This is a genomic window from Rhizobium hidalgonense (assembly GCF_002914525.1).
Lineage (GTDB): Bacteria > Pseudomonadota > Alphaproteobacteria > Rhizobiales > Rhizobiaceae > Rhizobium > Rhizobium hidalgonense.
In genome coordinates, this window is the sequence record NZ_LODW01000052.1 from 1 (window position 1) to 26,645 (window position 26,645).

The window sequence follows — 26,645 nt, forward strand, 5'->3', positions numbered from 1 at the left end:
CTACATGCAGATCCTGTCGGATGAGATGTGCCAGAAGATGTCGGGCAAGATCATCAACATCCACCACTCTTTCCTGCCGAGCTTCAAGGGCGCCAATCCTTACAAGCAGGCCTACGGCCGAGGCGTCAAGCTGATCGGCGCGACCGCCCATTACGTCACCGCCGATCTCGACGAAGGCCCGATCATCGAGCAGGACACGGCGCGCATCACCCATGCGCAGTCGCCGGATGATTATGTCTCGATCGGCCGCGATGTCGAAAGCCAGGTGCTGGCGCGCGCCATCCACGCCCATATCCACCACCGCACCTTCATCAACGGCAATCGAACCGTCGTCTTCCCGGCCAGCCCCGGCAGCTACGCTTCCGAGCGGATGGGGTAAGAGGGTCACCGGTGGCGGGCAGATGCTATCGAAGTTTTGGGAAATGCACGTCGGATGGGCTTGCCACGACGCGAAAGGCTTATATAGTCAGGAAATAAATATTCCGTAGAGGAAATAAGAGGGAACGGTAATGGCATTATCATGGCGTTTCTCCGTGTTGGCGGATCGGCATCGCGCTCTGGGATCGAAGCTTGAGGACTGGAGCGGCATGGGGACCGCCTGGACCTACGACAAGGACATGTCGGAAGAGCATGTCGCCGTCCGAACAAAGGCCGGCATCATGGATGTCTCCGGCCTGAAGAAAGTGCATCTGGTCGGCCCGCACGCCATCGCCGTGCTCGATTACATCACCACCCGCGACCTGACGAAGATCTACCCCGGCCGCTCGGTCTACGCGACCATGCTGAACGAGCGCGGCCACTTTACCGACGACTGCATCGTCTATCGAACAGGGCCGAATTCCTGGATGCTGGTGCATGGCTCCGGCTCCGGCCACGAGGAAGTCGTCCGGCAGGCAGCCGGCCGAAACTGCGCCGTGCTCTTCGACGACGACCTGCACGATCTGTCGCTGCAGGGCCCGCTCGCGGTCGATTATCTCGCCAAATACGTGCCCGGCATCCGCGACCTCAAATATTTCCACCACATGCAGACGACGCTGTTCGGTGCGCCGGTGATGATCTCACGCACTGGCTACACCGGCGAACGCGGTTACGAACTCTTCGTGCGCGGCCAGGACGCCGTCATGGTCTGGGACCGGATCGTCGAGGAAGGCAAGGAGATGGGCATCATTCCCTGCTGCTTCTCGGTGCTCGACATGCTGCGCGTCGAAAGCTACCTGCTGTTCTATCCCTACGACAATTCGCAGATGTATCCTTTCGCCGACCAGCCGCCCGGCGACAGCCTCTGGGAACTCGGCCTCGACTTCACCGTCAGCCCCGGCAAGACCGGTTTCCGCGGCGCCGAGGAACATGCCCGGCTGAAAGGCAAGGAACGCTTCAGGATCTTCGGCATGCTGATCGATGCCGACGGACCGGCCGATCTCGGCGACGAAGTCTTTGCCGACGGCAAAAAGGTCGGCGTCATCACCTGCCCGAGCTATTCGTCGCTGACGAAGAAATCCATGGCGATCGCCCGTCTCGATGTTGACAAGGCGGTGCATGGGACGAAACTCGAAGTCCGCGGCAAGACCGTGAAGGCCAGTGCCACGGCCCACACGCTTCCCTTCGACGATCCGGAGAAGAAGAAGAGGATTGCCGTGGGTTAAGGAGCACGCCAATGCTCGTTGCAGGCATCAAAAGCCGACCAGTCTATCAAGGTCTGACCATCCAGCCGAACGCCCGGCGGCACATTTTCGCGCTCGAAGGGGAGGGCGCCCAGGCTCTCCTCGACCGGCGGGCAGCGCTTGACGAAACCGCTCTTTCCCGTAGCGAGATCCTCTATGTCGCCCGCGGCTCGCAAGGCACTGGGTTGGACGATGCGCTGCGCGGCCTCGGCGCCGACATGTTCTTCACCGCGCCGACGATCGCAACGCTGCTCTTCCGATTGAAGGGGTCGCTCGGCACCGCCCATATGGGCACGCGGCTTTATATATCAGGCACGGAAGGCTTTATCGGGCAGGCGATGCTGGTCGCGCTCGAATACGGCATGGACCACGCCTCCGTCATTACCGAGCACCGCGGCTCGCTGGCGAGGCGCGTGCAATGCGTCCATTGCAAGGGCATCACCGACGACGTCACGACTAGCCCCTTTGCCTGCAGCCACTGCGCGCTGCCGCTTCTGGTGCGTGACCATTATTCGCGCCGGCTCGCCGCCTTCCAGGGCGTCAATATCGACGCGGAAGAGCCCGGCAGCGCGCCCAATCCGGAGGAGTTGTTCCTTTGAGCGGTGGTACAGAAATTCCCGTCCGTGTGGCGCGGATCACCCCGATTGCGGAACGCGTCAAGCGCTTCCGCTTCGAGCGCCTCGACGGCAAGCCGATGCCCTATTTCTCCGGCGGCTCGCATATCATCGTCTCGATGAACGATGGCGGCCATATGCGCCGCAACGCCTATTCGCTGATGTCGCCGCCGCATGATTGTGTGGCCTATGAGATCAGCGTGTTGCATGTCGAGGATTCACGCGGCGGCTCCACCTTCATGCATGAGAAGGTGAGCGAAGGCGACGAGCTGAAAGTCAGTTATCCCGTCAATCTTTTCCAACCGGATTGGCGCGGACGCAAACATCTTCTGGTCGCCGGCGGCATCGGCATTACTCCCTTCATTGCGATGATGGAGCAGTTTTCCCGCGAAGGCGCCAATTTCGAACTGCACTATGCCATCCGCACGCGCGACCGCGGCGCCTACTGGCGGGAGTTGCTTGAACGCTACGGCCAGCATCGCATCAAGATCCATTGCGACGCCGAAGGCGGCGCCATCCCCTTGACGCGTCTGCTCGAGAGCCAGCCGCTCGGCACGCATCTTTATGTCTGCGGCCCCTCCGGCATGATCGACGGCGTGCTGAAAACAGGCCTCAATGCCGGATGGCCGGAGCAGAACCTGCACTCGGAACGGTTCCTGTCGTCGTTGCCCGGCAAGCCCTTCGCGATCGAACTCCTTCGGTCCGGCAAGACCGTGAAGGTCGGCCATCACGAAAGCATGCTGGAGGCGATCGAGGCGGCGGGCGTCGACGCGCCCTTCCTCTGTCGCGGCGGCGCCTGCGGTCAATGCGAAACCGGGGTCGTCACCTGCGACGGCAAGCTGCTGCACAATGACGTCTATCTGACCAGCGAAGAAAAATCATCCGGCCGCAAGGTGATGATCTGCGTTTCCCGCTTCGAGGGAAAGACGCTGCATCTTGATCTCTAGCGGCATCTGATAAAGCGGAACAAGGAGACCTGATATGGCAATCGTCTTTAAGCAGGAAACTTTCCGGAACGATTTCAGCTACCGGAACAGCCCTGAGAATATCCGGCGTTTCCCGTTTCCCTTCGACCGCGACGAATACATGTATTCGGTCAATATGGAGCCGCATGTGCACGGGCGGGCGGGGACCGTCTACGAAAGCCTGATCGACGTCGACGAACATTACGTCGCCGAGATGCATGACCGGGCGCTGGTGCTGAAGGAAGATCCGCTGCGCTATCAGGCGCTGCCGCACATGATGAGCGCGCAGTGGGATACGCTCGAACTGCTGATGGAAGAACAGGCGGCGGGCTACCCCGACCATTTCACCTTGATCCGCAACGGCGACCAATGGCGCTGGATCAACCGTCCGCTCGGCATCGACGACAGCTTTACCTTCGGCGATGCTTCGACGCTGCCCTACGAGCCCTTCGAATATATCACCCGCCAGGCCCAAGGCGATTTCTGCATCGTCGACCAGCGCGACGGCAATCTGTGGATGGATGCCGGCATGGTGACGACGCAGGCCGACTGGTCGCTCGATTTCGATATCGGCATGAACTTCATGGAATGGCACGGGCCGGTGCCGCTCGCCCATCAGATCGGCGTCTTCGACCGGGCCTTGAAATTCCTGCTGAACCTCCAGCAGGGCAAGCCGACGCGGCGTTTCAACTGGACGATGACGATCAACCCGCGGCTCGACACCAGCCCGGAGAATTATCACAAATGGGGTCCTGACCGCACGACAGTAACGCCTGAGAATGTCGGCGAGAAGGTGCATCTGCGTGTCGAGCTGCAGAGCCTGTGGCGCCTGCCGCGCTCGAACGCCATCCTCTTCGTCATCCGCTGCTACCTGATGAACATGGAAGAACTCGCCACCGTGCCGAAATGGGCGCGGCGCTTGCCGCGGGTGCTGAAGACGCTGCCGCCGGAGCTGATCGACTACAAGGGCCTCACCCGCTTCCGCGAGACGACGATCGACTGGCTTTCCAAATATGACGATGGGGCGCCGACCAGCCCCGGCATTTATCCGGACTGAGGCGCAAAGCGCGCTGTAACACTTCGAATTGCTGCATAATCAAGAGGGGAATGCTTCATGACTAGAGTAGCCGTCATCGGTGCCGGTCCTTCCGGGCTGGCGCAGCTGCGCGCCTTTCAATCGGCCGCCCAGAAGGGCGCCGAAATCCCGGAGATCGTCTGCTTCGAAAAGCAGTCGGATTGGGGCGGGCTCTGGAACTATACCTGGCGCACTGGCCTCGACGAATATGGCGAGCCGGTGCACGGCAGCATGTATCGTTACCTCTGGTCGAACGGCCCGAAGGAATGCCTCGAATTCGCCGATTATTCCTTCGAAGAGCATTTCGGCAAGCCGATCGCCTCCTATCCGCCGCGCGCCGTGCTCTGGGACTATATCAAGGGCCGCGTCGAGAAGGCGAATGTTCGCCATTGGGTGCGCTTCAGCACGCCGGTGCGCATGGTGCGTTTCGACGAGCAGACCAAGAAATTCACGGTGACGGCGCATAACCGCATCGAGGACCGTATGTATGACGAGGAATTCGACTATGTCGTCGTGGCCTCCGGTCATTTCTCGACGCCGAACGTGCCCTATTTCGAGGGCGTCAAGACCTTCAACGGGCGGGTGCTGCACGCCCACGACTTCCGCGACGCGCTGGAGTTCAAGGGCAAGGATATCCTGCTTGTCGGCCGTAGCTATTCGGCCGAGGACATCGGCTCGCAATGCTGGAAATACGGCGCAAAATCGGTGACGACGAGTTACCGGTCAAAGCCGATGGGCTTCAAATGGCCGGAGAATTTCGAGGAACGTCCGCTGCTGACCCGGCTGGAAAATCGCACGGCGCATTTCCTCGACGGCTCGACCAAGGAGGTCGATGCGGTGATCCTCTGCACCGGATACCAGCACCATTTCCCCTTCCTGCCTGACGATCTCAGGCTGAAGACCGCCAACCGGCTCTGGGCCGACAGCCTCTACAAGGGCGTGATCTTCGACAGAAACCCGCAGCTCTTCTATATCGGCATGCAGGATCAGTTCTACACCTTCAACATGTTCGACGTGCAGGCCTGGTGGGCGCGAGACGTGATGATGGGGCGCATCACCTTGCCGCCGGAAGAGGAGCTGAAAGCCAATTTCGACATGTGGCGTGCCCGCGAGGAGACGCTCGAAGATGCCGAGCAGATGATCTGGTATCAGGGCGACTATGTGAAGGAACTGCTTGCCGAAACCGATTATCCTTCCTTCGACATCGAAGGCACCAACAAGACCTTCATGGAGTGGGAACATCACAAGGCCCACAACATCATGGGCTTCCGCGATCATGCCTATCGATCGCTGATGACCGGCAACATGTCGCCGACGCACCACACGCCCTGGGTCGAGGCGCTCGACGATTCCATGGAGGAATATCTGCGCAACTGACGAGGCGGGCCGCATTGCCGGAGCAGGGTGCCTGTCCACCCTGTTCCGGCAATTGCAGCCGGCCCTTGAAGCGTGTCGCGCAAAAGTGTGCAGCGGTTTTGCGATCACGACATGCTTAGCACAAAGAAGACGGCATAAATCCCTCTGCAACTCATCTCTTCGGACGTGGCCTTCATGGATTTTCAGACAAGCATTCTCGGGCGCATGAACGGTTTTCTCTACCGCTGCCGCGCCGATGAAAACTATACGATGCTGGAGATGACCAACGGCATCGAGCGCATCTTCGGTTATCCAGTCGACGAGATCGTCGGCAATCGCACCCGCACCTTTACCTCGATCATGTACGAGGAAGACGTGCCGTTGATGGACGAGGTCGTCGGACGGGCGCTGGAGAAACGCGCGGACTGGACGATGGAATACCGCATCCGCCACGCCATGGGCCATCTCATCTGGGTGACCGAGACCGGCGGCGGCCTCTGGGACGAGAAGGGTGAGCTTCTCTATCTCGAGGGTAGCATCATCAACATCGAATCACTCTACCAGCGAATCGACGAACAGACCGCCGACATGCGCGTCACCGCCTCGAAGACCAACGAGATCCTGCAATCGCTGCGCTACCTCAAGCTGCTCGCCGTCAATGCCGGCATCGAGGCGGCCCGCGCCGGCACGGCCGGATCGGGTTTTGCCGTGCTTGCCGCCGAAATGCGCACGCTTGCCAACTCCTCCGAAGAGGCCGCCCGCGCCATTTCCGACGCGCAACGCAAGGCGCAAGGCTGAGCATTGGCGCCGACGCAGAACGCCCGCGTTGTTAACCTGCGGCGTTCTCAAAAATTGCATATATTCTTCAATAGCTTGTTGTAATTCCGCTGGACAGGAATCTCGCGCTGTTACGAGGAATATTCAGGCCGCGTTAACTTTTTGTTAACCATAGCAGCGCTACACATGGTCAACGATTTCTTCACATAGATGACCAAAGTGCTAACAGACGCTCGCTCTATCCGCATCAAGGGCCGCTCTTTCCTGGCGGTCATGCTGTCCCCGGACCTCCCGATCGACGATTGGTTGACCCGGCTGGACGATCTGGCCGCGCGTTCGGCCGGCTTCTTCCTCGGACGGCCTGTTGTGCTCGACCTGACGGACCTGCAAATCGACCGGCCGCAGCTCAAAGAGCTGATTGCCGAACTTGCCAAGCGCAATGTCAGCATCATGGGTATCGAAGGCGCGCGGCCTTCGATCCTCGGCTCGGGCATGCCTCCGGCACTCAAGGGCGGCCGGTCGGTTTCCGATATCGAGGTTCCCGCCAAGGAGACCGCCGATCCGCCGGTCAAAGCGGCAGCCGCCGAGACCCGTGCTGCCATGCAATCGATCGTCATCCGGGAACCGGTGCGCTCGGGACAGTCGGTGATCTTTCCGGAAGGTGACGTCACCATCATCGGATCGGTCGCGTCCGGCGCCGAGGTGATCGCCGGGGGATCGGTCCATATTTACGGCGCGCTACGCGGCCGAGCCATGGCGGGCTCCATCGGAAACGCATCGGCGCAGATTTTTTGCCGCAAGCTCGAGGCCGAGCTGGTGGCAATCGACGGCATCTACAAAATGGCAGAAGACATGGCCCCCAATCTTCGCGGACAGGCAGTTCAGCTCTGGCTCGAAGACGATGCGATCATGGCGGAAAAACTGATCTGACGACAGCGCCGCGCGTCTTTTCAGACGCGCAAAGGACGCTGTAACACTTTGAATTACTGCGGCAAAGGAGAGAGAAATGGGGAAAGTGATCGTCGTCACGTCAGGCAAGGGCGGGGTTGGCAAGACAACCTCGACCGCCGCATTGGGAGCGGCGCTGGCGCAACGCAATGAAAAGGTCGTCGTCGTCGATTTCGACGTCGGCTTGCGTAATCTCGACCTGGTGATGGGCGCCGAGCGCCGGGTCGTATACGACCTGATCAATGTCATCCAGGGCGACGCCAAGCTGACCCAGGCGCTGATCCGCGACAAGCGGCTGGAGACGCTGTTCCTGCTGCCGGCCTCGCAGACGCGCGACAAGGACAATCTGACGGCCGAGGGCGTCGAGCGCGTCATCACCGATCTGAAGCGCTATTTCGACTGGATCATCTGCGACAGCCCGGCCGGGATCGAGCGCGGTGCGACGCTTGCCATGCGCCATGCCGATGTTGCCGTTGTCGTTACCAATCCGGAAGTCTCGTCGGTCCGCGATTCCGATCGCATCATAGGCCTGCTCGATGCCAAAACTGCCAAAGCCGAACGCGGCGAGCGGATGGAAAAGCACCTGCTGCTGACCCGCTACGATGCCAACCGCGCCGAACGCGGCGACATGCTCAAGGTCGACGACGTGCTGGAGATCCTGTCCATCCCGCTGCTCGGCATCGTGCCCGAAAGCATGGATGTGCTGCGGGCATCCAACATCGGTGCGCCGGTGACGCTTTCTGAAAGCCGCAGCCCGGCTGCGATGGCCTATTTCGACGCCGCGCGCCGGCTCGCCGGCGAAGTAGTACCGATGGCAATCCCTGAGGAAAAGCGGAATATTTTCGGCAAGATCTTCGGACGGAGGGCGGCATGAATATTTTCCGGCTATTCAACAAGCAGAGAACCGCACCTGCCGCCCGTGAGCGCCTGCAGGTGCTTCTTGCCCACGAGCGCTCCTCGGCGGGTTCGGACCTCGTCTCGCTGCTGCGCGAGGAAATCCTTGCGGTGATCGCAAAACATGTGCAGCTCGACCACGACAAGGTACAGGTGACGATCGATCGCAACGAGTTCGTTTCGACGCTTGAGATCGATGTCGAAATTCCGCTGAATGCGGCCGTGCAGGCCGCTTAAAACGAGGCGCTGCCTGTCGTCACGACAGGCAGCGCTCGAAGTCACGACTTCCGGGCTTTGCGATTGGCGTAACGCAAGTCGCGTGCGGCCTTTCGGGCAGCTTCGTCGGCAATTACGCGAGCGATCCGGTCTTTGTCGGCCGCTTCGCGCGCGTCGGCGTCGGCGCGTGCTGCAGCCTCGGCGGCTGCCTGGCGCTCTGCTTCCGCGGCCTGAGCCCGTTCCAGTTCCTCGCGCTTCACCCGTTCCCGCTCGGCGCGCCGTTCTTCCCTGGCCGCGGCGACAGCTTGACGCTCCGCCTGCTTTGCCAGCCGAGTCGGTTCGGCCGTATCCTTGGCGGTACGATACGCATTGAGGAGAGCTGCCTTGGCTTCGGCAGCGGCGCTGCGACGATCGGAAAGCTCGTTGTTTCTGGCGTGTTTCAAATCTGTTACCTGACTGTTTGATTTCGAGACTAGAGCACGATGCCGAAAACTGCGCGATTTTCGGAAGACCCTATGCTCTATCTGTTCGATTTGGATCTAAATGATATTATGCCAATCCGACGTAAAATCATCCAGACTAAAATCACATTTTCTTTTTTCGCTTCGTAGCCGGGGCATTTTCCGCCATCAAGCGATCCTGCAATTCCTTGGCCTCACGGGCTTCGCGCAATCTCAAGGTCTTTTCCTCACGGGCGCGCACCGTCTGATCAATCTCTTCCACTGCACGGCTGCGCGCCAGGAATTGCGATTGTGCGTTACCGAAGGCGATCTCCGCCCGCTGGCGTGATTTGCTGTGTGTCTCTGTCATTTTTGTCCTGGATTTTCTAGGGCGACGCGCGGCATTTCGGACGCGCAAAAGGCGCCGCAACACCTTGAATGCTGCATAATTCCTTAAATCGATTCCGATGAAAGGAATGACGCAGTGGCGCGCTCGGCGCGCAACAAAAAGGCCAGGCAACCTGCCTGACCTTGCCGGTATCACGCTTTCGACAGTGCCAGTACATCCGTGGTCAAAGGAAAGCAGATATCAATTTAGGCAGCTTGAAGATTGCAAGCGGACATTTTGCCCGACTTGTTATCGCGCTCAAGCTCGTAGCCGATCTTCTGGCCTTCGACGATTTCGCGCATGCCGGCGCGCTCGACAGCAGAGATGTGAACGAAGGCGTCAGCGCCGCCGTCATCAGGCTGAATGAAGCCGAAGCCCTTGGTGGAATTGAACCATTTAACTGTGCCAGTGGTCATAACAAACCCTTTCATAGCAATTGACAGACCGCACGTGCGATAGCACGGCGGATGATGATCTCGATTTTGAAGAGGGAAGTTCGTCCAGGGCACGTTGCCAGCGTGCAATAACAAAAGTCAAACAAGCAATATCGACAATCCTGATATAATCATCGAACGCGGATTTGTCAACTTTTAGTTTTTTGAAACTCTCAATTCTCTATGTGGTTGCATACGGGCCGTCTTACACATCGTCGCCCGTAGGCGACGCGTCCAGGTCTCAAATGCATGCGTTACGAGCGCGGCCGCGTCTTCTGCGGGTTATAATGCGAGAGCGGCACGACCGTCGCCGGCAGGCGTTTCTGGTGGCCATCGAGCTTGCCAATTTCGACCTCGGTGCCGGGACTTGCGTGCATCACATCGATGCGGGCGAGCGCGATCGTCTTGCCGAGCACAGGCGAGCGCGTGGCGCTGGTGACAACGCCCACCTGTGCCCGGCCGAAATGGACGCCGTCGCCGTGGCCGACCGCCTCATTGGCCTTGATATCGAGCCCGACGAGCAGGTGGCGCGGATGCTCCTTGCGCCGGATCAGCGCCTCGCGGCCGATGAAATCATCCTGTTTGGATTTCAGCGGCACGGTGAAGCCGATGCCGGCTTCGAACGGATCCGTCTGGTCGGTGAATTCGTGATGGGCGAAGATCAGGCCCGCCTCGATGCGGACCATGTCGAGTGCCTCCAACCCCATCGGCTTCAGTCCATGCGGCTGCCCTGCCTCCCAGACGGCGTCGAACACCGTCAGCGCATCCTTGGGATGACAGAAGATCTCGTAGCCGAGCTCGCCGGTATAACCCGTGCGCGAGACGACGATTGGCGCCCCTTCGAAGCCGCCGATGCGGCCGATTGTGAAACGGAACCATTCGAGCTCGCCGATATCTGGCTGGCGCGGCGCCGTCCAGATGATCTCCTTCAGGATATCGCGGCTCCTGGGACCCTGCAGGGCGATATTGTGCAGTTGGTCGGTCGAGGAGCGGACCCAGGCCTTGAAGCCCTTCTTCTCGGCCTGCTGACGCAGCCAGATGCCGCTGAAATCATCGCCGCCGATCCAGCGGAAATTCTGGTCGCCGAGGCGGAAGAGCGTGCCGTCATCGATCATGCCGCCGTTTTCGTAGCACATGGCGGAATAGACCACCTGGCCGGTCGACAGTTTTCGCACGTCGCGCGTCAGGCAATATTGAAGCAGTGCCTCGGCATCCGGCCCGGTCACCTCGAACTTCCGCAGCGGCGAGAGATCGATGACGGCGGCGCGCTCGCGGCAGGCCCAGTACTCCTCGACCGGGCCTTCGCTGGAAAAGCGGTTCGGCAGCCAGTAGCCGCGATATTCGGTGTAGTCCCGCGTCAGCGCGGAGAGACGGGGATGGAAGGCGGTTTCGCGCGTCAGTTCGGCGTCGGCATCTGGGGTCATGCGATAGGCCACCGCTCTTGAGAATTTCTCGTTTCCGGAAAAGGTGCGGACATGGATATCCGTCGGATCCCAGCCGTTCGCCGCATCGATATCGTCCGGGCAGGACGAGGAGACGCAGACGAGATCGGTCAGGGCCCGCATCAGCACATAATCACCAGGGCGCGACCACGGCTCGTCGAGGTAGAGCTGGTTGTTGTGGTCGATATTGGTGTTGTAGAAATAGTTCAGCGCTTCCCAGCCCTTGCGGCCGGCAATGCCGTAAGGCGCCAGCGCCGCGTTGAAATTGTCCGTGCAGTTGCTATGGCCGGGATAGCCCATGTCGTCGTAATAGCGCGCATTGCAGGCGGTCGCGAAAGCGTCGTGGCGCCCGACCGTATCCTGGACGATTTCGACCAGGGGCTCGAAATCCCGGTCGAAAGCCTTGGAGGGAAGGCCCGGCATCGGATAGCTGCGGCCGAGCAGCGTGCGAGTGACCGTTGAATCGAGCGCCAGGTCGAGGCCCTTGTCGACCTTGCGGGCGGCGAAGGCCTGGAAATCGGTGCACTGACGTCCGTAGACGTCGATGATCTGGATGAATTCGCCGGCGCGCACGAAATAGGCCGCAGCGGTCGCCGCCCGGATGCGGATATCCTCGATCGGATCGGCGGCCGGTTCCGGCAGGGCGGCGGCATAATCACGGATCAGCAGGCTGCGCTTGATCTTGACCTCGATCGGCGTCGCCGTATCCTGCGCCTCCGGCGACATGGCAGCCGCCGGTGCTGCGACGATCAACAGACCTTTCATGCTAACGGTGAAATCCGCCTGGCTGCCCGGGGTCGATCCGGTCCCGAAGAGACGCAGGGCTCCGGCCGCCGCAAGGTCGGCGCCGCGACGCTGAAGCGCCGTTCGAGTGCGGGCCGCGCTTTCATCCTCTGCTTGAAGAATGGCCTTCAAGCCCTCGGCTGAATTGCTGAAAGCCGTTCCAAGACCGGCCGCTTGGAAGCGCCCTTTCTCGTCGAGGAAAGAGATTTCGCAGACCTGGCCGCCCTCGCTGTCGATAACACTGACGCGGTCACCCGCCTCGACGCGGACGACGACCGATCCACCGCCCTTTACCCGGTACCGTTCGGCTCCCTCCGGCAGGGTGGGAATGCCCGGATAATGCACGAGGCTTGGAGCGACCGTCCGCAGGCCCGTCACAGCAGGATGAAGTTCTCGCATTCTACCCTCATGGGCGATCGGCATGCCATGCGGCACACACCCATACAGGTTACAAAATGGCTCGGGAAAGTAAAGGCATGTTGACTAAAAAGAAAATATCTTCACTATGCATAAAGAGTTCAGACTCGGGAATCCGTCGGGAGCGCGGATCGCCAAAATCATCCGGGCGGACTTGAGACTGTCAGGGAGACACGTTCGGGGAGACGTACAAAGAGACGTCCGGAACAGATAGATATGGGGAATTTTACCGATGACAGATATTGTGGAGGCCGGAATTTCCTCCGGCACCGAAGGTAAGCTTGTACGCGCGCTCGACTGGAAGGGCGCATTCTGGGTGGCCGCGGGCGTGCCGCCGCTCGTTCTTTTCTCCATTGGCGGCATCGCAGGCACGACGGGCAAGCTTGCCTTCGTCGTCTGGATCATCTCGATGGTGATGGGTTTCCTGCAATCCTTCACCTATGCCGAGATTGCCGGCATGTTCGCCAACAAATCCGGCGGCGCCTCGGTCTATGGCGCCACCGCCTGGCTGCGCTATTCCAAATTCATTGCGCCGCTGTCGGTCTGGTGCAACTGGTTTGCCTGGTCGCCGGTGCTGTCGCTCGGCTGCGCCATCGCCGCCGGTTACATCCTCAATGCATTCTATCCGATTCCGGCGGCGGATTCGCAGATGGTCCTCGACTGGATCTCGGCGCATGCCGCTTCCATCACGGCCGACAGCCCCCGCGTCGCCGAATATATTGCAGCCCATGCCGGCACCACGCCTGAAGACGCCATCAAGGCGTTGCTCAGCACCGACGGTATTGCCGCACTGACGCCGGCGATCCGCAGTTGGTCGCTCTTGAGCTTCAACATTCCCTTCCTGGCCACCGCCAACATCAACGCCACCTTCTTCATCGGCGGCACGCTGATGCTGATCATCTTCGCGATCCAGCATCGCGGCATCTCGGAAACGGCAAGCGTGCAGAAGTGGCTGGCAATCATCGTGCTGGTACCGCTGCTGATCATCGGCCTCTATCCAATCGTCAGCGGCCAGATCCTTGCCACCAATGTCACCGGCCTGGTGCCGCCGACAGCCGCCTATGCCGCGGCCGACGGCACCTGGAGCAATGGCGGCTGGACGCTCTTCCTCGGCGGCCTCTATATCGCCGCCTGGTCGACCTATGGCTTCGAGACGGCGGTCTGTTATACCCGCGAGCTCAAGGATCCGAAAACCGACACCTTCAAGGCGATCTTTTATTCCGGCCTTGCCTGCTGCCTGTTCTTCTTCCTCGTGCCCTTCGCCTTCCAGGGCGTTCTCGGCCATGCGGGCATGCTGGCCCCCGGCATCGTCGATGGCACCGGTGTTGCCGAAGCCCTCGGCGGCCTGATCGGCGCCGGCCGGATCGTCACCCAGTTGCTCGTCGTGTTGATGATCATGGCACTCTTCCTCGCCATCATGACGGCAATGGCCGGCTCGTCGCGCACGCTTTACCAGGGCTCGAAAGACGGCTGGCTGCCGAAATATCTCGACCACGTCAACGAAAATGGCGCGCCGACACGGGCGATGTGGACGGATTTCGCCTTCAACCTCTTCCTGCTGGCAATTGCCTCGGATGTCGGCGGCTATTTCTTCGTCCTCGCCGTCTCGAATGTCGGCTACATCATCTTCAACTTCCTGAACCTCAATTCCGGCTGGATCCACCGAATGGATTCCGGCCACATCGAACGCCCCTGGAAGGCGCCGACCTGGCTGATCGGCCTCAACACCGTGCTGGCCTTCGTCAACGCGCTGTTCCTTGGCGCCGGCGCCAAGGTCTGGGGTTATTCCAATGCGCTCTGGGTCGGCTTCATTTTCGCCGCCCTGATCTTGCCGGTCTTTGCCTATCGCCACTATGTACGTGACGGCGGCAAATTCCCGGCCGGTGCGATGGAAGATCTCGGCCTCATAGGCCAGGATCTCGGCGTCAAGAAAGCCGGCATGCTGCCCTATCTGGCGCTCGCCGGCGGCCTGGCGATCGTCCTGATCGCCAACGTGATCTTCCAGCTTCCAGCTTAAAGTGCCTCGCAAGCAAAAAAGCCGCCATGGCAACATGGTGGCTTTTTCATGCGCTCATCGAGGGCAATACCGTTCCACCATCAGACAACGGTCTCGCCGCCGTCGACGACGAGGATCTGCCCGGTCATGTAGGATGAGCGGTCCGAGACCAGAAAGAGAATGGGCTCGGCGATTTCGGAGACATCAGCCCAGCGTCCGAGCGGCACCTTTTCGGCGACATAGGCCTCGATTGCGCCGCGCCCGCCCATCTGGGCGATGAACGGTTCGTTGAACGGCGTATCCACCCAGCCCGGGCAGAGCGCGTTGACACGAATGCCGAACCTGGCGTAGTCGCCCGCCATCTGCCGGGTCATCGCGATGACCGCATGTTTCGTCGTCGTGTAGGCGATCATCTCGCGATCGTAGAGCACGCCCGACGAGGAAGACGTGTTGAGGATGACACCGCGGCCGGCCTTCTTCATCAACGGCATGACGAAGCGAGCCGCCATGAAATGCGCTCGGACATTCAGGCTCCACGACCTGTCGAAACCCTCGACGGCCACCTGTTCCAGATCGCCCGCCACCTGTGCGCCGGCATGATTGTGGAGGATGTCGATCCGGCCGTGTCGTTCGGCGACCGCGGCGATGCCGGCTTCGAGTGCCGTGTCGTCGGTGACGTCGAGAATAAGGCTCTCTGCCCTGCCGCCCGCGGCCTCAATCCGGCCGACGGTTTCGGCGGCATTGGCGGCATTCAGATCGGCCACGACGACGAACGCACCTTCTCCTGCCATGATCAGCGCGCCGGCCTGGCCGATGCCCGACCCCGCTCCGGTGACGATCGCGACGCGATTTTCAAGAATCATCAGTGTTTCCCGTTCATTTTGTTGTTTTCTCACGCATCAGAAAGCGTGCGATGAGGATCAGTCCCAGCGATGCGACAAGCACCATCGTGGCGATGGCGTTGATCTCCGGCGTCACGCCACGTCGGATCGAGGCGAAGACATAGATCGGCAGAGTGGTGTTCGAACCTGCGACGAAGAAGGCGATGATGAAGTCGTCGAAGGAGAAGGTGAAGGCGAGCAGGAAACCGGCGAGGATCGACGGCAGGATCTGCGGCAGCACAATCTGACGAAAGGTGGTGAAGGGTGTGGCGTAGAGATCGCTCGACGCCTCGACGATGTCACGGCCGAGGCCGGCGATGCGTGCTTTGACGATCATTGTCACCAGCGCCATGGTGAAGAGGCCGTGGGCGGCGATGATCGAGCCGTAGCCGAGCGAAAGCTTCGGCGCCTGTTCGCCTGGCCAGATGGCGGCGATCAGCGGATTGACGAAGCCGAAGACCTCGACCAGCGCCACCAGCGTCGCGATGCCGATGACGACGCCGGGAACGACGATCGCCGCAGCAAACAGCCCGTCAAAGACCGCGCGCGCCCGGGCGCCGAGCCGCTCCATGCCGATCGCCGCCATTGTGCCGAAAATGGCCGCCAGCCCGGCGCTGGTAAAGGCGATGGTCAGGCTGTTCTGCAGCGCTTCCATCAGGAAGGTGTTGCCAAGTGCCTTGCCATACCATTGCGTCGAGAAGCCGGTGAACTCGCTGGCATTGCGGCCGGCATTAAAGGAGAACAGCACGACAAGCGCGATCGGCGTGTAGAGGAACAGGTAGACTGCGGTGACCAGCGCGCGCATCAGACGAGATCCACCTGGCGGGTACCGGCAACGCGCCAGGCGATGCGCATGGCGATCAACAGCACGATGACGACGACAACGACGAGGGTGACGGCGATTGCAGAGCCGAACGGCCAGTTGCGCGACTGTAGGAAGAGGTCGACCAGCGCATTGCCGATGAAGAAGACTTTGCCGCCGCCAAGCAACTGCGGGATCAGATATTCGCCGAGTAGCAGAATGGTGACGAGGGCGATGCCGGTCATCACGCCTGGAAGCGACAGCGGCAGCGTGATGCCGAAAAAGGTCGAAAGCGGCCGCGCGCCGAGATCCGCGGAGGCCTCCAGAAGGCGGAAGTCGAGCTTTTCGAGGCTGACATAGATCGGCATGATCATCAGCGGCAGATAGCCGTAGACGATACCGAGCAGCACGGCGCCGGGTGTGTTCAGCAATCTGACATTTTCGATGCCGACCATCTCCAAGAGATGCGGAATGCCGCGGGCGCCCAAGATGTACATCCAGGCATAGGTGCGTACGAGAAGGCTTGTCCAGAAAGGCACGACGACGAGGGAGACCAGCAGCAGCCGGTATTTGGCGCTCGCCTTGACGGCCAGGTAATAGGCAACCGGATAGGCGACGAGCAGGCAGGCGAAGGCGCCGATCGGCGCAAGGATCAGCGTGTTCTTGAAGGCTGCGGCGCGCGAACCGAGATTGGCAAACTGCGCAAAGGTGAAAGCCGCCTGATAACCGCCTTCGGGAGCCCGCTCGCCGAAGGCAAAGACGATGATGGCGATGAACGGCAGCACCAGGAACACGAACAGCCAGATGCTGGCCGGACCGACAAGAGCCGCGGTGACAAGGCGCCGTTTGGTGGCAGGAGTAAAAGGCATCGAAGGTTCTTTATCCGCCGGTTCTCAGCACGAGGCCGGCCCCCTCGCGCCAGGCGGCGGGGCCGGAGTTGGGAAGGGCGATCAGGCCGACTTGAAACGCGCCATCAGTTCCGCCCGGCCGGGATCGGTCAGCGTCACTGCCGCGCCGAATTCCAGCGGCGTCAATGATGCCTCGTCGGGATAGACGATCTTGTTCGCGGTGATCTCCTTCGGCAGCAGCGCGATGACCCGGCTGTCGGTCGTCGGCGCACCATTGGCGATGTGCTCCTTGACGGCATTGGTCGGATCCATGAGGTAGTTGAGCAGCGCGTAACCTGCCGCCTTGTTCGGCGCATCCTTCGGGATGGCGTAATAGTCGGTCCAGATCTCGCCGCCGTCGGCACCAAGCACATAGGCGATCTCGGGAACGTCGCGGTTGAGCTGCGCCCCGTCATTGGTCCAGCACATGGTGAGCCAGGCGTCGGTGGCGCGCATGGCCGGTTGGTAGTCGCTGTTGATGGCGAAAAGGTGCGGTTTGACTTTGATCAGCAGTTCCTCGGCCTTGGCGAGTTCGTCCGCCTTGATCGAATTGAAGCCGTAGCCGAGCGAGACCAGCGCGCTGCCGATCGTCGTCAGCTGGTAATCATGCACCATGGCGCGGCCGTCGGCTTCCGTCTGGGCGATTTCGAAGAAGTCCTTCCAGGTCGAAAGTTTGGTCTTGATCTTCGAGGTATTGACCGAGAACCCGGTCGTACCCCAGTTCTTCGGCACGGCATAGGTCTTGCCATCGATCATGCCTTCCTTGGTGAAGCGCGGATTTTCCGTCGCCTGGCTGAAATTCGGGATCTTGGAGAGATCGAGTTCGTCGATCAGGCCGAGCTTGTGGTGAGTGGAGATCGTATAGTTGGTCGGCACGAAGAGTGACCAGCCGGAGGCGCCCGCCTGGAGCTTGGCCAGCATTTCCTCGTTGGAGCCGAAGACGTTGACCTCGACGGCAACGCCGGTCGCCGCCTTGAAATTCTCGAAGGTCGCAGGGTCGTGGTAATTCGGCCAGGTGGCGATCGACATCTGGGTGCCGAGATCCTCGGCGTAGGCGGGCGTCGACAGCGCACCGGGGAAACGCGACAGCACGGCGGTCGCAAGCCCGAGGCCGGTGACGCCGAGGAAGTGACGGCGGCTGACGGAGCCACGCTTCAGGCGCATGAACTCGTCCATGAAGCCTTCAGGGGTAATAGGCAGATGATCCTTGTAGTCCTTGCTCATGATGCTGTTCCCTTGTTCTGGTTTATGCATTCGATGCTGAAAAAACTTGGGCCGAAGAAACCTGGGCTGGAAAGACGTGGGCCATGTCGGGATCGAAGCCGAGGAAGATTGCTTCGCCCGGCTCGACCAGATCGCTCTCATTCATGCCACGCCGGTCGGCGGTGACGAGGAAATCGCCGAGACCCGGGACGGTGACCGCATATTCGGCCGAGGAGCCGAGGAAGATGCGGTGCGTGACCGTGCCGGCAAAGGACGCGCTGCCGACCGCAGCCCGCGTCAGCCGGATCGCCTCGGGACGGATCGCAACGATGACGTCGCCCGTCGCAAGGCCAGGCCGGGCATTGGCCGCAAGCGCCGAACCGTCGCCAAGGCGCAGCCTCGTGCCACCGGCTTCCATCGTCGCACCGATCCGGTTGGTCTTGCCGACGAAATCGGCGACGAAAAGATCGGCCGGGCGGTCGTAGACCTCCTGCGGCGTGCCGAGCTGACGAATGCGCCCCGCGCTCATGACGCAGACGAGGTCGGCCATCGACAGCGCTTCTTCCTGATCGTGGGTGACGAGTACGAAGGTGATGCCGAGCTCGCGCTGCAGCGTCTGCAATTCGATCTGCATGGCCGAGCGCAGCTTCTTGTCGAGCGCGGCCAGCGGCTCGTCAAGAAGTAGCACCGAAGGCCGGTTGACGATCGCCCGCGCCAAGGCCACCCGCTGCTGCTGGCCGCCGGACATCTCGTGGATGCGCCGCTTGGCGAAACCGCCGAGCCGCACCATCTCGAGCGCCTCTGCCGCGCGGCGATTGATCTCGGCAGCCGCAATCCTCGGCCGCATCTGCCGCAAGCCATAGGCGACGTTCTGTTCGACGTTGAAATGCGGAAACAGAGCATAATGCTGGAAGACCATGTTGACGGGGCGGCGATAGGCCGGAACGCCGTTCATCTCCCGCCCGTCGATCAGCACGGCGCCCTCGCTCGGCTGCTCGAAGCCGCCCATCATGCGGAGACACGTGGTCTTGCCGCAGCCGGAAGGGCCGAGCAAAGCGAGGAAAGCACCTTTCGGTACATTCAGGTTTATGTCTGTCACGGCGGTCACCGCGCCATAATTCTTGGTGACCGAACGGAATTCGATATCGTTCGTCGAAGCGGATGCCACGCGTCTGTTCCCTGCGGTTGGTTGGTAAGGGCAGTCTAGCGCTGCCTTTTTGCCACCGTCGTTGGGGAAAGACTAAGCCTGACCCCTCTGTGCGGTATATACCCCGAAGGAGGTATTTTACCTCAAATCTCTTCGTGGAAGGTGTATATGAAACTCAGAGCGTATCTCTGCTGAGGCGGTTTGGGGAGGCTATCGATGAGCATTGATCTCGAGGCGCTGTTTCAGGCTTTCGACGTCACCGTCGGAAAGCCCGCCATGGCGGATGCGGAGTTTGGAGAGACGTTCCGCCGGATGATGGCGGCGCTGGTGCGCTTCGATTATGTCGTGGTTTTTGCCTATCGCGGCAAGGAGCGGCCGATCGATCTCTACAGCACCTTCGATCCCGACGAGAACGTGGTTTTCGTCACACTCTACCAGGTCGGTCCCTATCTACTCGATCCGTTCTACCATACCGCCCGCGCGCGCCGCCCAGGTGTCTTCCGCATGCGCGAGCTGGCGCCCGACCGCTTCTTCTCCAGCGAATATTACCGGAGCTATTATGTCCAGACCGGACTTGCCGAGGAGATCGGCTTCTTCGTGACACTCGACGACGACATCACCGTCGTGCTGTCGCTGATGCGCCGGGAAAAGACCGGCCCGTTTCCGCCGGCTGAATTCGCGCTCCTGAAAAAGGCCGAACCTCTGGTGGCGAACCTTGTCCGGCATTTCTGGCCGGGGCTCGGTGCCCGCTTCGACGCGCAACGCGATGCCGGCTTGAGAACGGGGAGGAAGCGCGGTGCGGCGGCGCAGGCGCTGCAGCCGGCCGACACTGTCTGGCGCGACCTCAAGCTGACGAGCCGCGAAACCGCGATCGTCGACCTGGTATTGCAGGGACATTCCTCGGAATCGATCGGCCTCAGGCTCAACATCTCGACGGGCACGGTGAAGGTTCATCGCCGCAACGTCTACCGCAAGCTCGGCATCTCCTCGCAGACGCAGCTTTTGTCGATCTACCTGAAGACATTCGGCAACACGGGCGACCGACCGGCCCAAAGCACAAGTCGATAGGCCTCGGCCCGGACAGCCTGTCCACTTCGGCGTGAAGCAGACAGGCTTCGCTCACTGGAAGCCGAAAGGCTCAGCGGCCGCCTTCGATCTTGCGGTGGCGCTGGTTGGTGCCGCCCTTGCCGTAAGGATAGTCCAAAGGTTGGGGAGCACTCACCTCGTTGAGTCTTCCCATTTCCTCTTCGGAGAGCACAACCTTCATGGCGCCGAGATTGTCGGCCAGTTGCTCCGGCGTGCGGGCGCCGAGGATGACCGAGGTGATCGCCGGCCGCGCCGCCGTCCAGGCGAGCGCCACCTGTGCCATGCTGACGCCACGCGCTTTGGCGATCTCCTCGACCGTGCCGATGATGGCCCAGGTGCGTTCCTGCGCATTGCGCGGCGCGTAGGATTCGCCGCCGCGGTTGGGGTTTTCGCCGAGGCGGGTGGCGCCGGTCGGCATCTCGTCGCGCTTGTACTTGCCGGTCAGCCAGCCGCCACCGAGCGGCGACCACGGCAACAGGCCCATGCCGGCATCCTGGCAGGCCGCGACGATTTCGAGTTCGATGTCGCGCATCAGCAGATTATATTGCGGCTGCAATGTCACCGGGCGTGTATAGCCCCGCGCCTTGGCGATCTCCGAAGCCTTGGCGATGTGCCAGCCGACATAGTTCGAGAAGCCGTAATAGCCAATCTTGCCGGAGGCAACCGCGTCGTCGAGGAAGCGCAGCGTCTCCTCGATCGGCGTCAGCGCGTCCCAGGCATGCATCTGGTAGAGGTCGATCTGCTCGAGGCCGAGGCGGCGGAGCGAGTCGTCGAGCGCCTGGCCGAGATGCCGGCGCGACAGGCCGATATCATTGGGACCATTGCCCATCGGAAAACGGCCCTTGGTAGCGACGATCGCCTGGCGGGCCTCGGTCGGGCGCGCCTTCAGCCAGCGTCCGATGATCTCTTCCGACTTGCCAGCGCTGTAGACATCGGCGGTATCGATGAAATTGCCGCCCCAGGCGAAATAATCGTCGAGCAGCCTGTGCGAGGCCGCTTCGTCGGCCTCCGCGCCGAAGGTCATGGTTCCAAGGCAATAGGCGGTAACAACGGTCCCGCTGGGACCGAGCTTGCGATAATCCATTTCTTCCTCCTTATGCGGACACCCGCAGCCGGCGCGCAAAATCGCCGGGGGAGAAGCCGGGGCTTCCGCAATCAATGACAATATCGAGCTTGAGGCGGCCGCTTGCCGCCAGGATGACGTATGGCGCCCTGGGCTCATTCGGCTCAGGGGCGAGGGCAGCATAACCAATCCCGCCTCTGCCACAAGTGGGAAAAAATATTCCCACCCGCCGCTGCGGCCGGCGAGGTTATGGATTTTGCGACAGCGAACCGGCGATCAAATCGGCGGCGGCAACGCCGGTCTCGTAGGCGCCGTGCGCCGTCGAATAACGCGAGCGCGAGCAGGCTTCGCCGGCAAAGAAGACCCGCCCGTCATGCGGCGCGGCGAGCACCGCGCGCAGATCGGAAGCACCGGGCTCGGCATAGGAATAGGAGCCGCCGATATGGGGTGCCGCGGCCCAGGCCGAGATCGCCGCAACCGACAATTCTCTGCGGATATCGGCGCCGAATTGTGCCGCCAGTTCATCGGCGGCGAAGGAAAAGGCGGCCTCTCCACCCTCCCGCTCCAGATCATGCGCGAGGTCGCCGGCAAAATAGGCCTCGACGACGGGAGCGCCGAACGGCCGGAGCTGATAGGTGCCGGTTGCGCCACGGCTGTTGGAGCCGAGCATATGGGTATCGGCCGGCAGCGCCTGCGGATGTGCGAGCCGGAGGAACAGCTTGTCGGCGAGCCCGAGCGGCAAACGCGCCGCCGCCTCGATCTTCTCCGGCAGGGCAGGGTGGAAGGCGATCCTGCCGGCGGCAAGCACATTGGTCGAGACGGTCACCAGCACCGCACGGGTAGTGAGCCTGCCCTGGTTCGTCCGAATGTCGATACGGCCGGCATGGCGGTGGTCGATGCGGGTCACCTCGGTGCCGAGCCTTGCCGGAACCGGCCTGCCGTAGCGGCTGATCAATGTTCCATAACCCTCACGCACCCGCCAATCGGGACCGGGGCCGGGATCGTATCTGTTGTAGTCGATCACCGATGCGCGTTCCAATTCGGCGCCGGTGATATAGGTGCCGATCGCCCGGATCTGGCCGTTCCAGGCATTGCCGGGTTCGAGCATCTCGGCCAGGTCGGTGTCATCGCCTTCATGGCTCTCGAGACGTTCGAAATAGTCGCCGATCGCCTCTTGCGCGGCGTGGGTCTCGGCATCGTCCCGCTGCAGCCGCTGACCGCCGTTCCAGGGCGCCGGTGTGCGATCGACCGTCAGTCCGACCTCGTCAGCAATCGCCGTCCAGGCATTGGTCCGCGCCCCATGCAGCCAGCCGCAACCGAGATCGAGCCCGATATCGCCGGCATCAGGCAGCCCCACGGTCCAGGCACGGCCGCCGAGACGATCGCCAGCTTCAAGCAGCAGGATGGAAAGATCCGGGCGAATGGCCTGGAGGCGACGGGCAGCGGCAATGCCGGCGGCGCCGGCGCCGATAATGACGACGTCTTCGTCGGCGCCCTTGCCGTTGTTACCAGGCATGTGTTCTCCTTTGACCGCTCGCCGCTCAGCTAAGCTGCCATGTCCGCGAAACGCAAGCGGATAGCACGCCGCCTGCGATGGATTAAAACGCCTCTGCGTGACATACAGGTCGAATGAGCGTGAACAGAGATTCGCAACTCGACATGTTTGCCAAGCCATCGCTGGCGGTCGCCAAGTCGCGTGCTCCGATGCCCCGGTCGCCGTCGCAGCCGGCCGCCAGGTCTGAAGAACAGATGGCGCGCGCACTCGAGGAGAGCGGCAACTATCGCATCTTGAGAAAACTGATCGCCCGGCCGATTGCGTCAGTCAGACGGCCGGAATTCTCGCGGCTCGGGATCATTCTCGACACCGAGACGACGGGTCTCAACCACCGCAGCGACGAGATTATCGAAATCGGCGCCGTCGCCTTCACATTCGACGATGATGGCGCGGTCGGCGATGTCGTCGGCATCTATGGCGGCCTGCAGCAGCCATCGCGGCCGATCCCGCCCGAGATTACCCGGCTGACCGGCATCACCGATGCGATGGTCGAAGGACAGGTCATCGACACCAGGCCGCTGAGCGCCCTGATCGAGCCGGCGGATCTGATCATCGCCCATAATGCCGGTTTCGACCGGCCGTTCTGCGAGGCCTTCTCGAAGATCTTCGCCGGCAAGGCCTGGGCATGCTCGAATTCGGAGATCGACTGGAGCGCCCGCGGTTTCGAAGGCACCAAGCTCGGCTATCTCGTCGGCCAGGCCGGTTATTTCCATGACGGCCATCGCGCCGTCGACGACTGCCACGCGCTGCTGGAAATCCTCGATCGGGAGCCGCGCGACGGTGAAAGCCCATTTGCCGAGCTTTACCGCGCCAGCCAACGCTCACGCGTCCGCATCTTTGCCGAACACAGCCCGTTCGAGATGAAGGACCATTTGAAGGCGAGGGGTTATCGCTGGTCGGATGGCAGCGACGGCCGCCTGAAGTCCTGGTGGGTCGAAGTCGGCGAAGACGATCTCGACGACGAACTCTCCTATCTGCGCTCGGAGATTTACCGGTGGAAAGAGGCGGAGCCGCCGATCGCGCGGCTGACGGCCTTCGACCGTTTCAAATCCTGAGCGCGTAGCGGCTCGGATCCTGACCGGAAACAACTCCCCAAATAGATGACCCATGCAAGTGTTGCATAGGTGCAGTGATGCATTGGCGCTGCAACATTCGAAGGGCTCGTACTATATACAACTCATCGAAGCGAACGAAGCGCCAAGGACTGGCAGCTAGGCTTCGAAGCCCACGGAAAGGGGATCATCATGAACGTAGCACGCTCTTTTAATAACTGGCGCAAGTACCGTCAGACGGTCGCTGAACTGGGCCGTATGTCCACGCGCGAATTGAACGACCTCGGCATCGGCCGCGGCGACATCCACAGCATCGCTCGCGCTGCCATCGCCCGCTAACGGCCCGCAGACTCAGTACTATCGAAGACTTGGCCAGCGCCTGCTTTCTCTGAAGCGGGCGCTTTGCTTTTGTGCTTGTGGCGGATAGGCCAACGATGGAGAGAGCCTCCCGCTTTTCGCATAACGCATAGCTGCCCTGCAAAGAAATGCCTACCAACTGAGCAGGAAATAAGTATGATCGAAGCGATGCACCTCCTCCCGCATCCCTTCGATATGCAGGCGCCCATCCTCCTCCCAGGGTCGTCTGCGGGAACGGCAGCACTCCTCCTCCCAGCTGTCGTTCGGTTTTTTACGAAAGCCTGCCGCACCTCCTCCCGCGGCAGGCTTTTTCGTTTTGGCCGATAGAAATTTCCATCGGGCCGAGAAAGCCACTGCAATCCATCGCACTTGGAGAACACAGCTTCCCTGTTTGCTATTGATTTTATTGGTAATTTTTAGACACGCTGCTTGGCGCGAACGAACCTGCAGAAACATATTGACTTCGAACTTGTCGTACAACTATGTAACCATATGGTTCATTATCGAGCGGAAGGGACGGTCGAACCGAGCCAGCGCCGCGACAGCGACAACGCCTGACGACAACGAAAACTGAGGAAATTCGCCATGCAGATCGACGTGAGACACGCCTCCCATCCCGAGGCTGTGCGCAATTTCGACACCGAAACGCTGCGGCGTCACTTTCTGGTCGAGACCATCTTTGCGGGCGGCGAGATCCGGCTGACCTATTCCCATTACGACCGCATGGTCATCGGCGGCGCCACGCCGCTCGGCCCCGGCCTGACGCTGACGGCGCCGACGGCGATCGGCCAGGAAACCTTTCTTGCCGAGCGTGAACTCGGGGCGCTGAACATCGGCGGCGCCGGCCGCATCATCGTCGACGGCACCAGTTACGATCTTGCCAAATATGATTGCCTCTATGTCGGTAGGGGCGCCAAGGACATCAGCTTCGAGAGCGCCGATGCCGCCAATCCGGCAAAGTTCTATCTGGTTTCGACGCCGGCGCATCAGACGCATCCGACCGTGCTGCTCACCCGCGAAAAGGCCCGTCACCTGACGCCGGGCGAAGCTGCGACGGCCAACAAGCGGTCGATCTACCAGTTCATCCACCCGGAAGTCTGCCAGTCCTGCCAGCTCACCCTTGGTTTCACCATGATCGAGCCCGGCAGCGTCTGGAACACCATGCCGGCCCATACGCATGACCGGCGCATGGAAGCCTATCTCTATTTCGATCTCGAAGCCGACCAGCGTGTCTTCCACTTCATGGGCGAGCCGCAACAGACCCGGCATATGCTTGTCGCCAACGAGCAGGCGGTTATCTCGCCGCCCTGGTCGATCCATTCGGGCGCCGGCACCAAAAATTACAGCTTCATCTGGGCGATGGCCGGCGACAATAAGAGCTTCACCGACATGGATCATATCGCCATTGCGGATCTGAGGTGAGCCCCGTGGCAAATCCCTTCGACCTTTGCGGAAAAACCGCCGTCGTCACCGGCGCCAATACCGGCATCGGCCAGGCGATTGCGGCGGCGCTGGCCGAAGCCGGCGCCGCTATCGTCGCCGTCGGGCGCTCCTCAATGGACGAAACCGAGGCGCTGGTGAAGGAGGCGGGAAGCCGCTTTCATGTCGTCAAGGCCGATCTCGCCACCATCGAGCCGGTCAAGGGGATCGTCGACGAGACGATCCAGACCTTCGGCGGCCTCGACATCCTCGTCAACAATGCCGGCATCATCCGCCGCGCCGATGCGCTCGACTTCACCGAGGAAGACTGGGACGCTGTGATCGACGTCAACCTGAAGACGGCCTTTTTCCTGTCGCAGGCGGCCGGCCGCCACATGGTCGAGAAGGGCAGGGGCAAGATCATCAACATCGCCTCGCTGCTCTCCTTCCAAGGCGGCATCCGCATCCCGTCCTATACCGCCTCGAAAAGCGGGCTTGCCGGACTGACCAAGCTGCTTGCCTGCGAATGGGCCGGCAAGGGCGTCAACGTGAACGCCATTGCGCCGGGTTATTTCGTCACAAACAACACCACGGCGTTGCGTGAGGATGCCGACCGCAATGCCGCCATCCTTGCTCGTATTCCGGCCGGGCGCTGGGGCACGCCTGCCGAACTCGGCGGCGCCGCCGTGTTCCTGGCCTCGTCGGCCTCCGACTACGTGCATGGAACGGTGCTGCCGGTCGACGGCGGCTGGCTGGCGCGGTGATGCGGCCCCGACCGACGACTGAA

General features: G+C 61.4%; 28 protein-coding genes. 16 read left to right on the forward strand and 12 right to left on the reverse strand.

The window, feature by feature from the left end; genetic code table 11:
- The 10 genes from ATY29_RS14105 to minE all read left to right on the forward strand — a co-directional run.
- Positions 1-379 (forward strand): formyltransferase family protein (locus ATY29_RS14105; RefSeq protein ID WP_280176727.1); only part of this gene is annotated, 379 nt, incomplete at its 5' end.
- Between the two features lie 130 nt (positions 380-509).
- Positions 510-1,643 carry an aminomethyl transferase family protein gene (locus tag ATY29_RS14110; RefSeq protein WP_003563723.1) on the forward strand — a complete coding sequence of 378 codons (1,134 nt, stop codon included), beginning with the start codon at positions 510-512 and terminating at the stop codon, positions 1,641-1,643.
- Positions 1,644-1,654: 11 nt separating this feature from the next.
- On the forward strand, positions 1,655-2,260 hold the full coding sequence (locus tag ATY29_RS14115) for a dimethylamine monooxygenase subunit DmmA family protein (RefSeq protein ID WP_003563726.1): 606 nt from the start codon (positions 1,655-1,657) through the stop codon (positions 2,258-2,260).
- Positions 2,257-3,222: a PDR/VanB family oxidoreductase gene (locus ATY29_RS14120; protein ID WP_097536708.1), complete on the forward strand. Its 966-nt coding sequence runs from the start codon at positions 2,257-2,259 to the stop codon at positions 3,220-3,222. Before ATY29_RS14115 ends, ATY29_RS14120 begins: the two co-directional genes overlap by 4 nt.
- A 34-nt stretch (positions 3,223-3,256) precedes the next feature.
- On the forward strand, positions 3,257-4,297 hold the full coding sequence (locus ATY29_RS14125) for a heme-dependent oxidative N-demethylase family protein (RefSeq protein WP_025418821.1): 1,041 nt from the start codon (positions 3,257-3,259) through the stop codon (positions 4,295-4,297).
- A 57-nt stretch (positions 4,298-4,354) separates the two neighbouring features.
- Entirely contained in the window at positions 4,355-5,692 is a 1,338-nt protein-coding gene (locus ATY29_RS14130) for a trimethylamine monooxygenase (protein WP_003563732.1), read from the forward strand.
- A gap of 174 nt (positions 5,693-5,866) precedes the next feature.
- Complete coding sequence (locus ATY29_RS14135; protein ID WP_025418823.1) at positions 5,867-6,469, forward strand: methyl-accepting chemotaxis protein; 603 nt, start codon at positions 5,867-5,869, stop codon at positions 6,467-6,469.
- 189 nt (positions 6,470-6,658) lie between these two features.
- Positions 6,659-7,378: a septum site-determining protein MinC gene (minC, locus tag ATY29_RS14140; protein WP_003563736.1), complete on the forward strand. Its 720-nt coding sequence runs from the start codon at positions 6,659-6,661 to the stop codon at positions 7,376-7,378.
- 76 nt (positions 7,379-7,454) lie between these two features.
- The gene (minD, locus tag ATY29_RS14145) at positions 7,455-8,270 is read left to right on the forward strand and encodes a septum site-determining protein MinD (RefSeq protein WP_003563738.1); all 816 of its coding nucleotides are present in this window, start codon (positions 7,455-7,457) and stop codon (positions 8,268-8,270) included.
- Positions 8,267-8,527, forward strand: coding sequence for a cell division topological specificity factor MinE (minE, locus tag ATY29_RS14150; RefSeq protein WP_003563740.1), 261 nt, complete (start codon positions 8,267-8,269; stop codon positions 8,525-8,527). Before minD ends, minE begins: the two co-directional genes overlap by 4 nt.
- A 41-nt stretch (positions 8,528-8,568) precedes the next feature.
- On the opposite strand, the gene ATY29_RS14155 is transcribed toward minE, so the two are convergent.
- From ATY29_RS14155 to ATY29_RS14170, 4 genes are all read right to left on the reverse strand, one after another.
- Positions 8,569-8,949: a DUF6481 family protein gene (locus ATY29_RS14155; RefSeq protein ID WP_003563742.1), complete on the reverse strand. Its 381-nt coding sequence runs from the start codon at positions 8,947-8,949 to the stop codon at positions 8,569-8,571.
- 142 nt (positions 8,950-9,091) lie between these two features.
- Complete coding sequence (locus ATY29_RS14160) at positions 9,092-9,316, reverse strand: hypothetical protein (RefSeq protein WP_003563744.1); 225 nt, start codon at positions 9,314-9,316, stop codon at positions 9,092-9,094.
- A 224-nt stretch (positions 9,317-9,540) separates the two neighbouring features.
- Positions 9,541-9,750 (reverse strand): cold-shock protein, encoded by a 210-nt coding sequence (locus ATY29_RS14165; RefSeq protein ID WP_003548109.1) that lies wholly within the window; start codon positions 9,748-9,750, stop codon positions 9,541-9,543.
- Positions 9,751-10,022: 272 nt separating this feature from the next.
- Positions 10,023-12,392, reverse strand: a complete 2,370-nt coding sequence (locus ATY29_RS14170; protein ID WP_097536709.1) for a trimethylamine N-oxide demethylase — start codon at positions 12,390-12,392, stop codon at positions 10,023-10,025.
- A 250-nt stretch (positions 12,393-12,642) separates the two neighbouring features.
- On the opposite strand from ATY29_RS14170, the gene ATY29_RS14175 reads away from it, so the two are divergent.
- On the forward strand, positions 12,643-14,427 hold the full coding sequence (locus tag ATY29_RS14175; protein ID WP_003563748.1) for a trimethylamine N-oxide permease: 1,785 nt from the start codon (positions 12,643-12,645) through the stop codon (positions 14,425-14,427).
- Between the two features lie 80 nt (positions 14,428-14,507).
- On the opposite strand, the gene ATY29_RS14180 is transcribed toward ATY29_RS14175, so the two are convergent.
- The 5 genes from ATY29_RS14180 to ATY29_RS14200 all read right to left on the reverse strand — a co-directional run bounded on the left by ATY29_RS14180 (position 14,508) and on the right by ATY29_RS14200 (position 19,347).
- Positions 14,508-15,269 carry an SDR family NAD(P)-dependent oxidoreductase gene (locus ATY29_RS14180; protein ID WP_003563749.1) on the reverse strand — a complete coding sequence of 254 codons (762 nt, stop codon included), beginning with the start codon at positions 15,267-15,269 and terminating at the stop codon, positions 14,508-14,510.
- Between the two features lie 13 nt (positions 15,270-15,282).
- Positions 15,283-16,092, reverse strand: coding sequence for an ABC transporter permease (locus tag ATY29_RS14185; protein WP_003563751.1), 810 nt, complete (start codon positions 16,090-16,092; stop codon positions 15,283-15,285).
- On the reverse strand, positions 16,092-16,958 hold the full coding sequence (locus ATY29_RS14190) for an ABC transporter permease (protein WP_003563752.1): 867 nt from the start codon (positions 16,956-16,958) through the stop codon (positions 16,092-16,094). The genes ATY29_RS14185 and ATY29_RS14190 overlap by 1 nt, the downstream gene beginning before the upstream one ends.
- 81 nt (positions 16,959-17,039) lie before the next feature.
- Positions 17,040-18,200 (reverse strand): ABC transporter substrate-binding protein, encoded by a 1,161-nt coding sequence (locus ATY29_RS14195; protein WP_097536710.1) that lies wholly within the window; start codon positions 18,198-18,200, stop codon positions 17,040-17,042.
- Positions 18,201-18,222: 22 nt separating this feature from the next.
- Positions 18,223-19,347, reverse strand: coding sequence for an ABC transporter ATP-binding protein (locus ATY29_RS14200; protein WP_097536711.1), 1,125 nt, complete (start codon positions 19,345-19,347; stop codon positions 18,223-18,225).
- 195 nt (positions 19,348-19,542) lie between these two features.
- Here ATY29_RS14200 and ATY29_RS14205 point away from each other — a divergent pair, with 195 nt between their 5' ends.
- Positions 19,543-20,394 carry a helix-turn-helix transcriptional regulator gene (locus ATY29_RS14205; protein WP_025418828.1) on the forward strand — a complete coding sequence of 284 codons (852 nt, stop codon included), beginning with the start codon at positions 19,543-19,545 and terminating at the stop codon, positions 20,392-20,394.
- 70 nt (positions 20,395-20,464) lie between these two features.
- On the opposite strand, the gene ATY29_RS14210 is transcribed toward ATY29_RS14205, so the two are convergent.
- Positions 20,465-21,496, reverse strand: coding sequence for an aldo/keto reductase (locus ATY29_RS14210; RefSeq protein WP_025418829.1), 1,032 nt, complete (start codon positions 21,494-21,496; stop codon positions 20,465-20,467).
- 226 nt (positions 21,497-21,722) lie between these two features.
- Positions 21,723-22,991 carry a flavin monoamine oxidase family protein gene (locus tag ATY29_RS14215; RefSeq protein WP_097536712.1) on the reverse strand — a complete coding sequence of 423 codons (1,269 nt, stop codon included), beginning with the start codon at positions 22,989-22,991 and terminating at the stop codon, positions 21,723-21,725.
- A gap of 113 nt (positions 22,992-23,104) precedes the next feature.
- Between ATY29_RS14215 and ATY29_RS14220 the strand changes: the two genes are divergently transcribed.
- Entirely contained in the window at positions 23,105-24,085 is a 981-nt protein-coding gene (locus tag ATY29_RS14220) for a 3'-5' exonuclease (protein WP_025418831.1), read from the forward strand.
- A 189-nt stretch (positions 24,086-24,274) separates the two neighbouring features.
- Positions 24,275-24,421: a DUF1127 domain-containing protein gene (locus ATY29_RS14225; RefSeq protein ID WP_003563760.1), complete on the forward strand. Its 147-nt coding sequence runs from the start codon at positions 24,275-24,277 to the stop codon at positions 24,419-24,421.
- A 150-nt stretch (positions 24,422-24,571) separates the two neighbouring features.
- On the opposite strand, the gene ATY29_RS36885 is transcribed toward ATY29_RS14225, so the two are convergent.
- The gene (locus ATY29_RS36885; RefSeq protein ID WP_165779433.1) at positions 24,572-24,919 is read right to left on the reverse strand and encodes a hypothetical protein; all 348 of its coding nucleotides are present in this window, start codon (positions 24,917-24,919) and stop codon (positions 24,572-24,574) included.
- Between the two features lie 105 nt (positions 24,920-25,024).
- Here ATY29_RS36885 and kduI point away from each other — a divergent pair, with 105 nt between their 5' ends.
- Both kduI and kduD read left to right on the forward strand, forming a co-directional pair.
- Positions 25,025-25,861 (forward strand): 5-dehydro-4-deoxy-D-glucuronate isomerase, encoded by an 837-nt coding sequence (gene kduI, locus ATY29_RS14230; protein WP_003563761.1) that lies wholly within the window; start codon positions 25,025-25,027, stop codon positions 25,859-25,861.
- Positions 25,858-26,622 (forward strand): 2-dehydro-3-deoxy-D-gluconate 5-dehydrogenase KduD, encoded by a 765-nt coding sequence (kduD, locus tag ATY29_RS14235; protein WP_280176728.1) that lies wholly within the window; start codon positions 25,858-25,860, stop codon positions 26,620-26,622. Before kduI ends, kduD begins: the two co-directional genes overlap by 4 nt.
- Positions 26,623-26,645 lie beyond the last annotated feature (23 nt).

Excerpts from the sequence above, each read along its gene's own strand:
- ATY29_RS14110 (WP_003563723.1), top strand. The coding sequence starts at position 510 with ATGGCATTATCATGGCGTTTCTCCGTGTTGGCGGATCGGCATCGCGCT.
- ATY29_RS14115 (WP_003563726.1), top strand. The coding sequence starts at position 1,655 with ATGCTCGTTGCAGGCATCAAAAGCCGACCAGTCTATCAAGGTCTGACC.
- ATY29_RS14125 (WP_025418821.1), top strand. The coding sequence starts at position 3,257 with ATGGCAATCGTCTTTAAGCAGGAAACTTTCCGGAACGATTTCAGCTAC.
- ATY29_RS14130 (WP_003563732.1), top strand. The coding sequence starts at position 4,355 with ATGACTAGAGTAGCCGTCATCGGTGCCGGTCCTTCCGGGCTGGCGCAG.
- ATY29_RS14135 (WP_025418823.1), top strand. The coding sequence starts at position 5,867 with ATGGATTTTCAGACAAGCATTCTCGGGCGCATGAACGGTTTTCTCTAC.
- minC (WP_003563736.1), top strand. The coding sequence starts at position 6,659 with ATGACCAAAGTGCTAACAGACGCTCGCTCTATCCGCATCAAGGGCCGC.
- minD (WP_003563738.1), top strand. The coding sequence starts at position 7,455 with ATGGGGAAAGTGATCGTCGTCACGTCAGGCAAGGGCGGGGTTGGCAAG.
- minE (WP_003563740.1), top strand. The coding sequence starts at position 8,267 with ATGAATATTTTCCGGCTATTCAACAAGCAGAGAACCGCACCTGCCGCC.
- ATY29_RS14160 (WP_003563744.1), bottom strand. The coding sequence starts at position 9,316 with ATGACAGAGACACACAGCAAATCACGCCAGCGGGCGGAGATCGCCTTC.
- ATY29_RS14165 (WP_003548109.1), bottom strand. The coding sequence starts at position 9,750 with ATGACCACTGGCACAGTTAAATGGTTCAATTCCACCAAGGGCTTCGGC.
- ATY29_RS14170 (WP_097536709.1), bottom strand. The coding sequence starts at position 12,392 with ATGCGAGAACTTCATCCTGCTGTGACGGGCCTGCGGACGGTCGCTCCA.
- ATY29_RS14175 (WP_003563748.1), top strand. The coding sequence starts at position 12,643 with ATGACAGATATTGTGGAGGCCGGAATTTCCTCCGGCACCGAAGGTAAG.
- ATY29_RS14180 (WP_003563749.1), bottom strand. The coding sequence starts at position 15,269 with ATGATTCTTGAAAATCGCGTCGCGATCGTCACCGGAGCGGGGTCGGGC.
- ATY29_RS14185 (WP_003563751.1), bottom strand. The coding sequence starts at position 16,092 with ATGCGCGCGCTGGTCACCGCAGTCTACCTGTTCCTCTACACGCCGATC.
- ATY29_RS14190 (WP_003563752.1), bottom strand. The coding sequence starts at position 16,958 with ATGCCTTTTACTCCTGCCACCAAACGGCGCCTTGTCACCGCGGCTCTT.
- ATY29_RS14195 (WP_097536710.1), bottom strand. The coding sequence starts at position 18,200 with ATGAGCAAGGACTACAAGGATCATCTGCCTATTACCCCTGAAGGCTTC.
- ATY29_RS14205 (WP_025418828.1), top strand. The coding sequence starts at position 19,543 with ATGAGCATTGATCTCGAGGCGCTGTTTCAGGCTTTCGACGTCACCGTC.
- ATY29_RS14210 (WP_025418829.1), bottom strand. The coding sequence starts at position 21,496 with ATGGATTATCGCAAGCTCGGTCCCAGCGGGACCGTTGTTACCGCCTAT.
- ATY29_RS14215 (WP_097536712.1), bottom strand. The coding sequence starts at position 22,991 with ATGCCTGGTAACAACGGCAAGGGCGCCGACGAAGACGTCGTCATTATC.
- ATY29_RS14220 (WP_025418831.1), top strand. The coding sequence starts at position 23,105 with ATGAGCGTGAACAGAGATTCGCAACTCGACATGTTTGCCAAGCCATCG.
- ATY29_RS14225 (WP_003563760.1), top strand. The coding sequence starts at position 24,275 with ATGAACGTAGCACGCTCTTTTAATAACTGGCGCAAGTACCGTCAGACG.
- kduI (WP_003563761.1), top strand. The coding sequence starts at position 25,025 with ATGCAGATCGACGTGAGACACGCCTCCCATCCCGAGGCTGTGCGCAAT.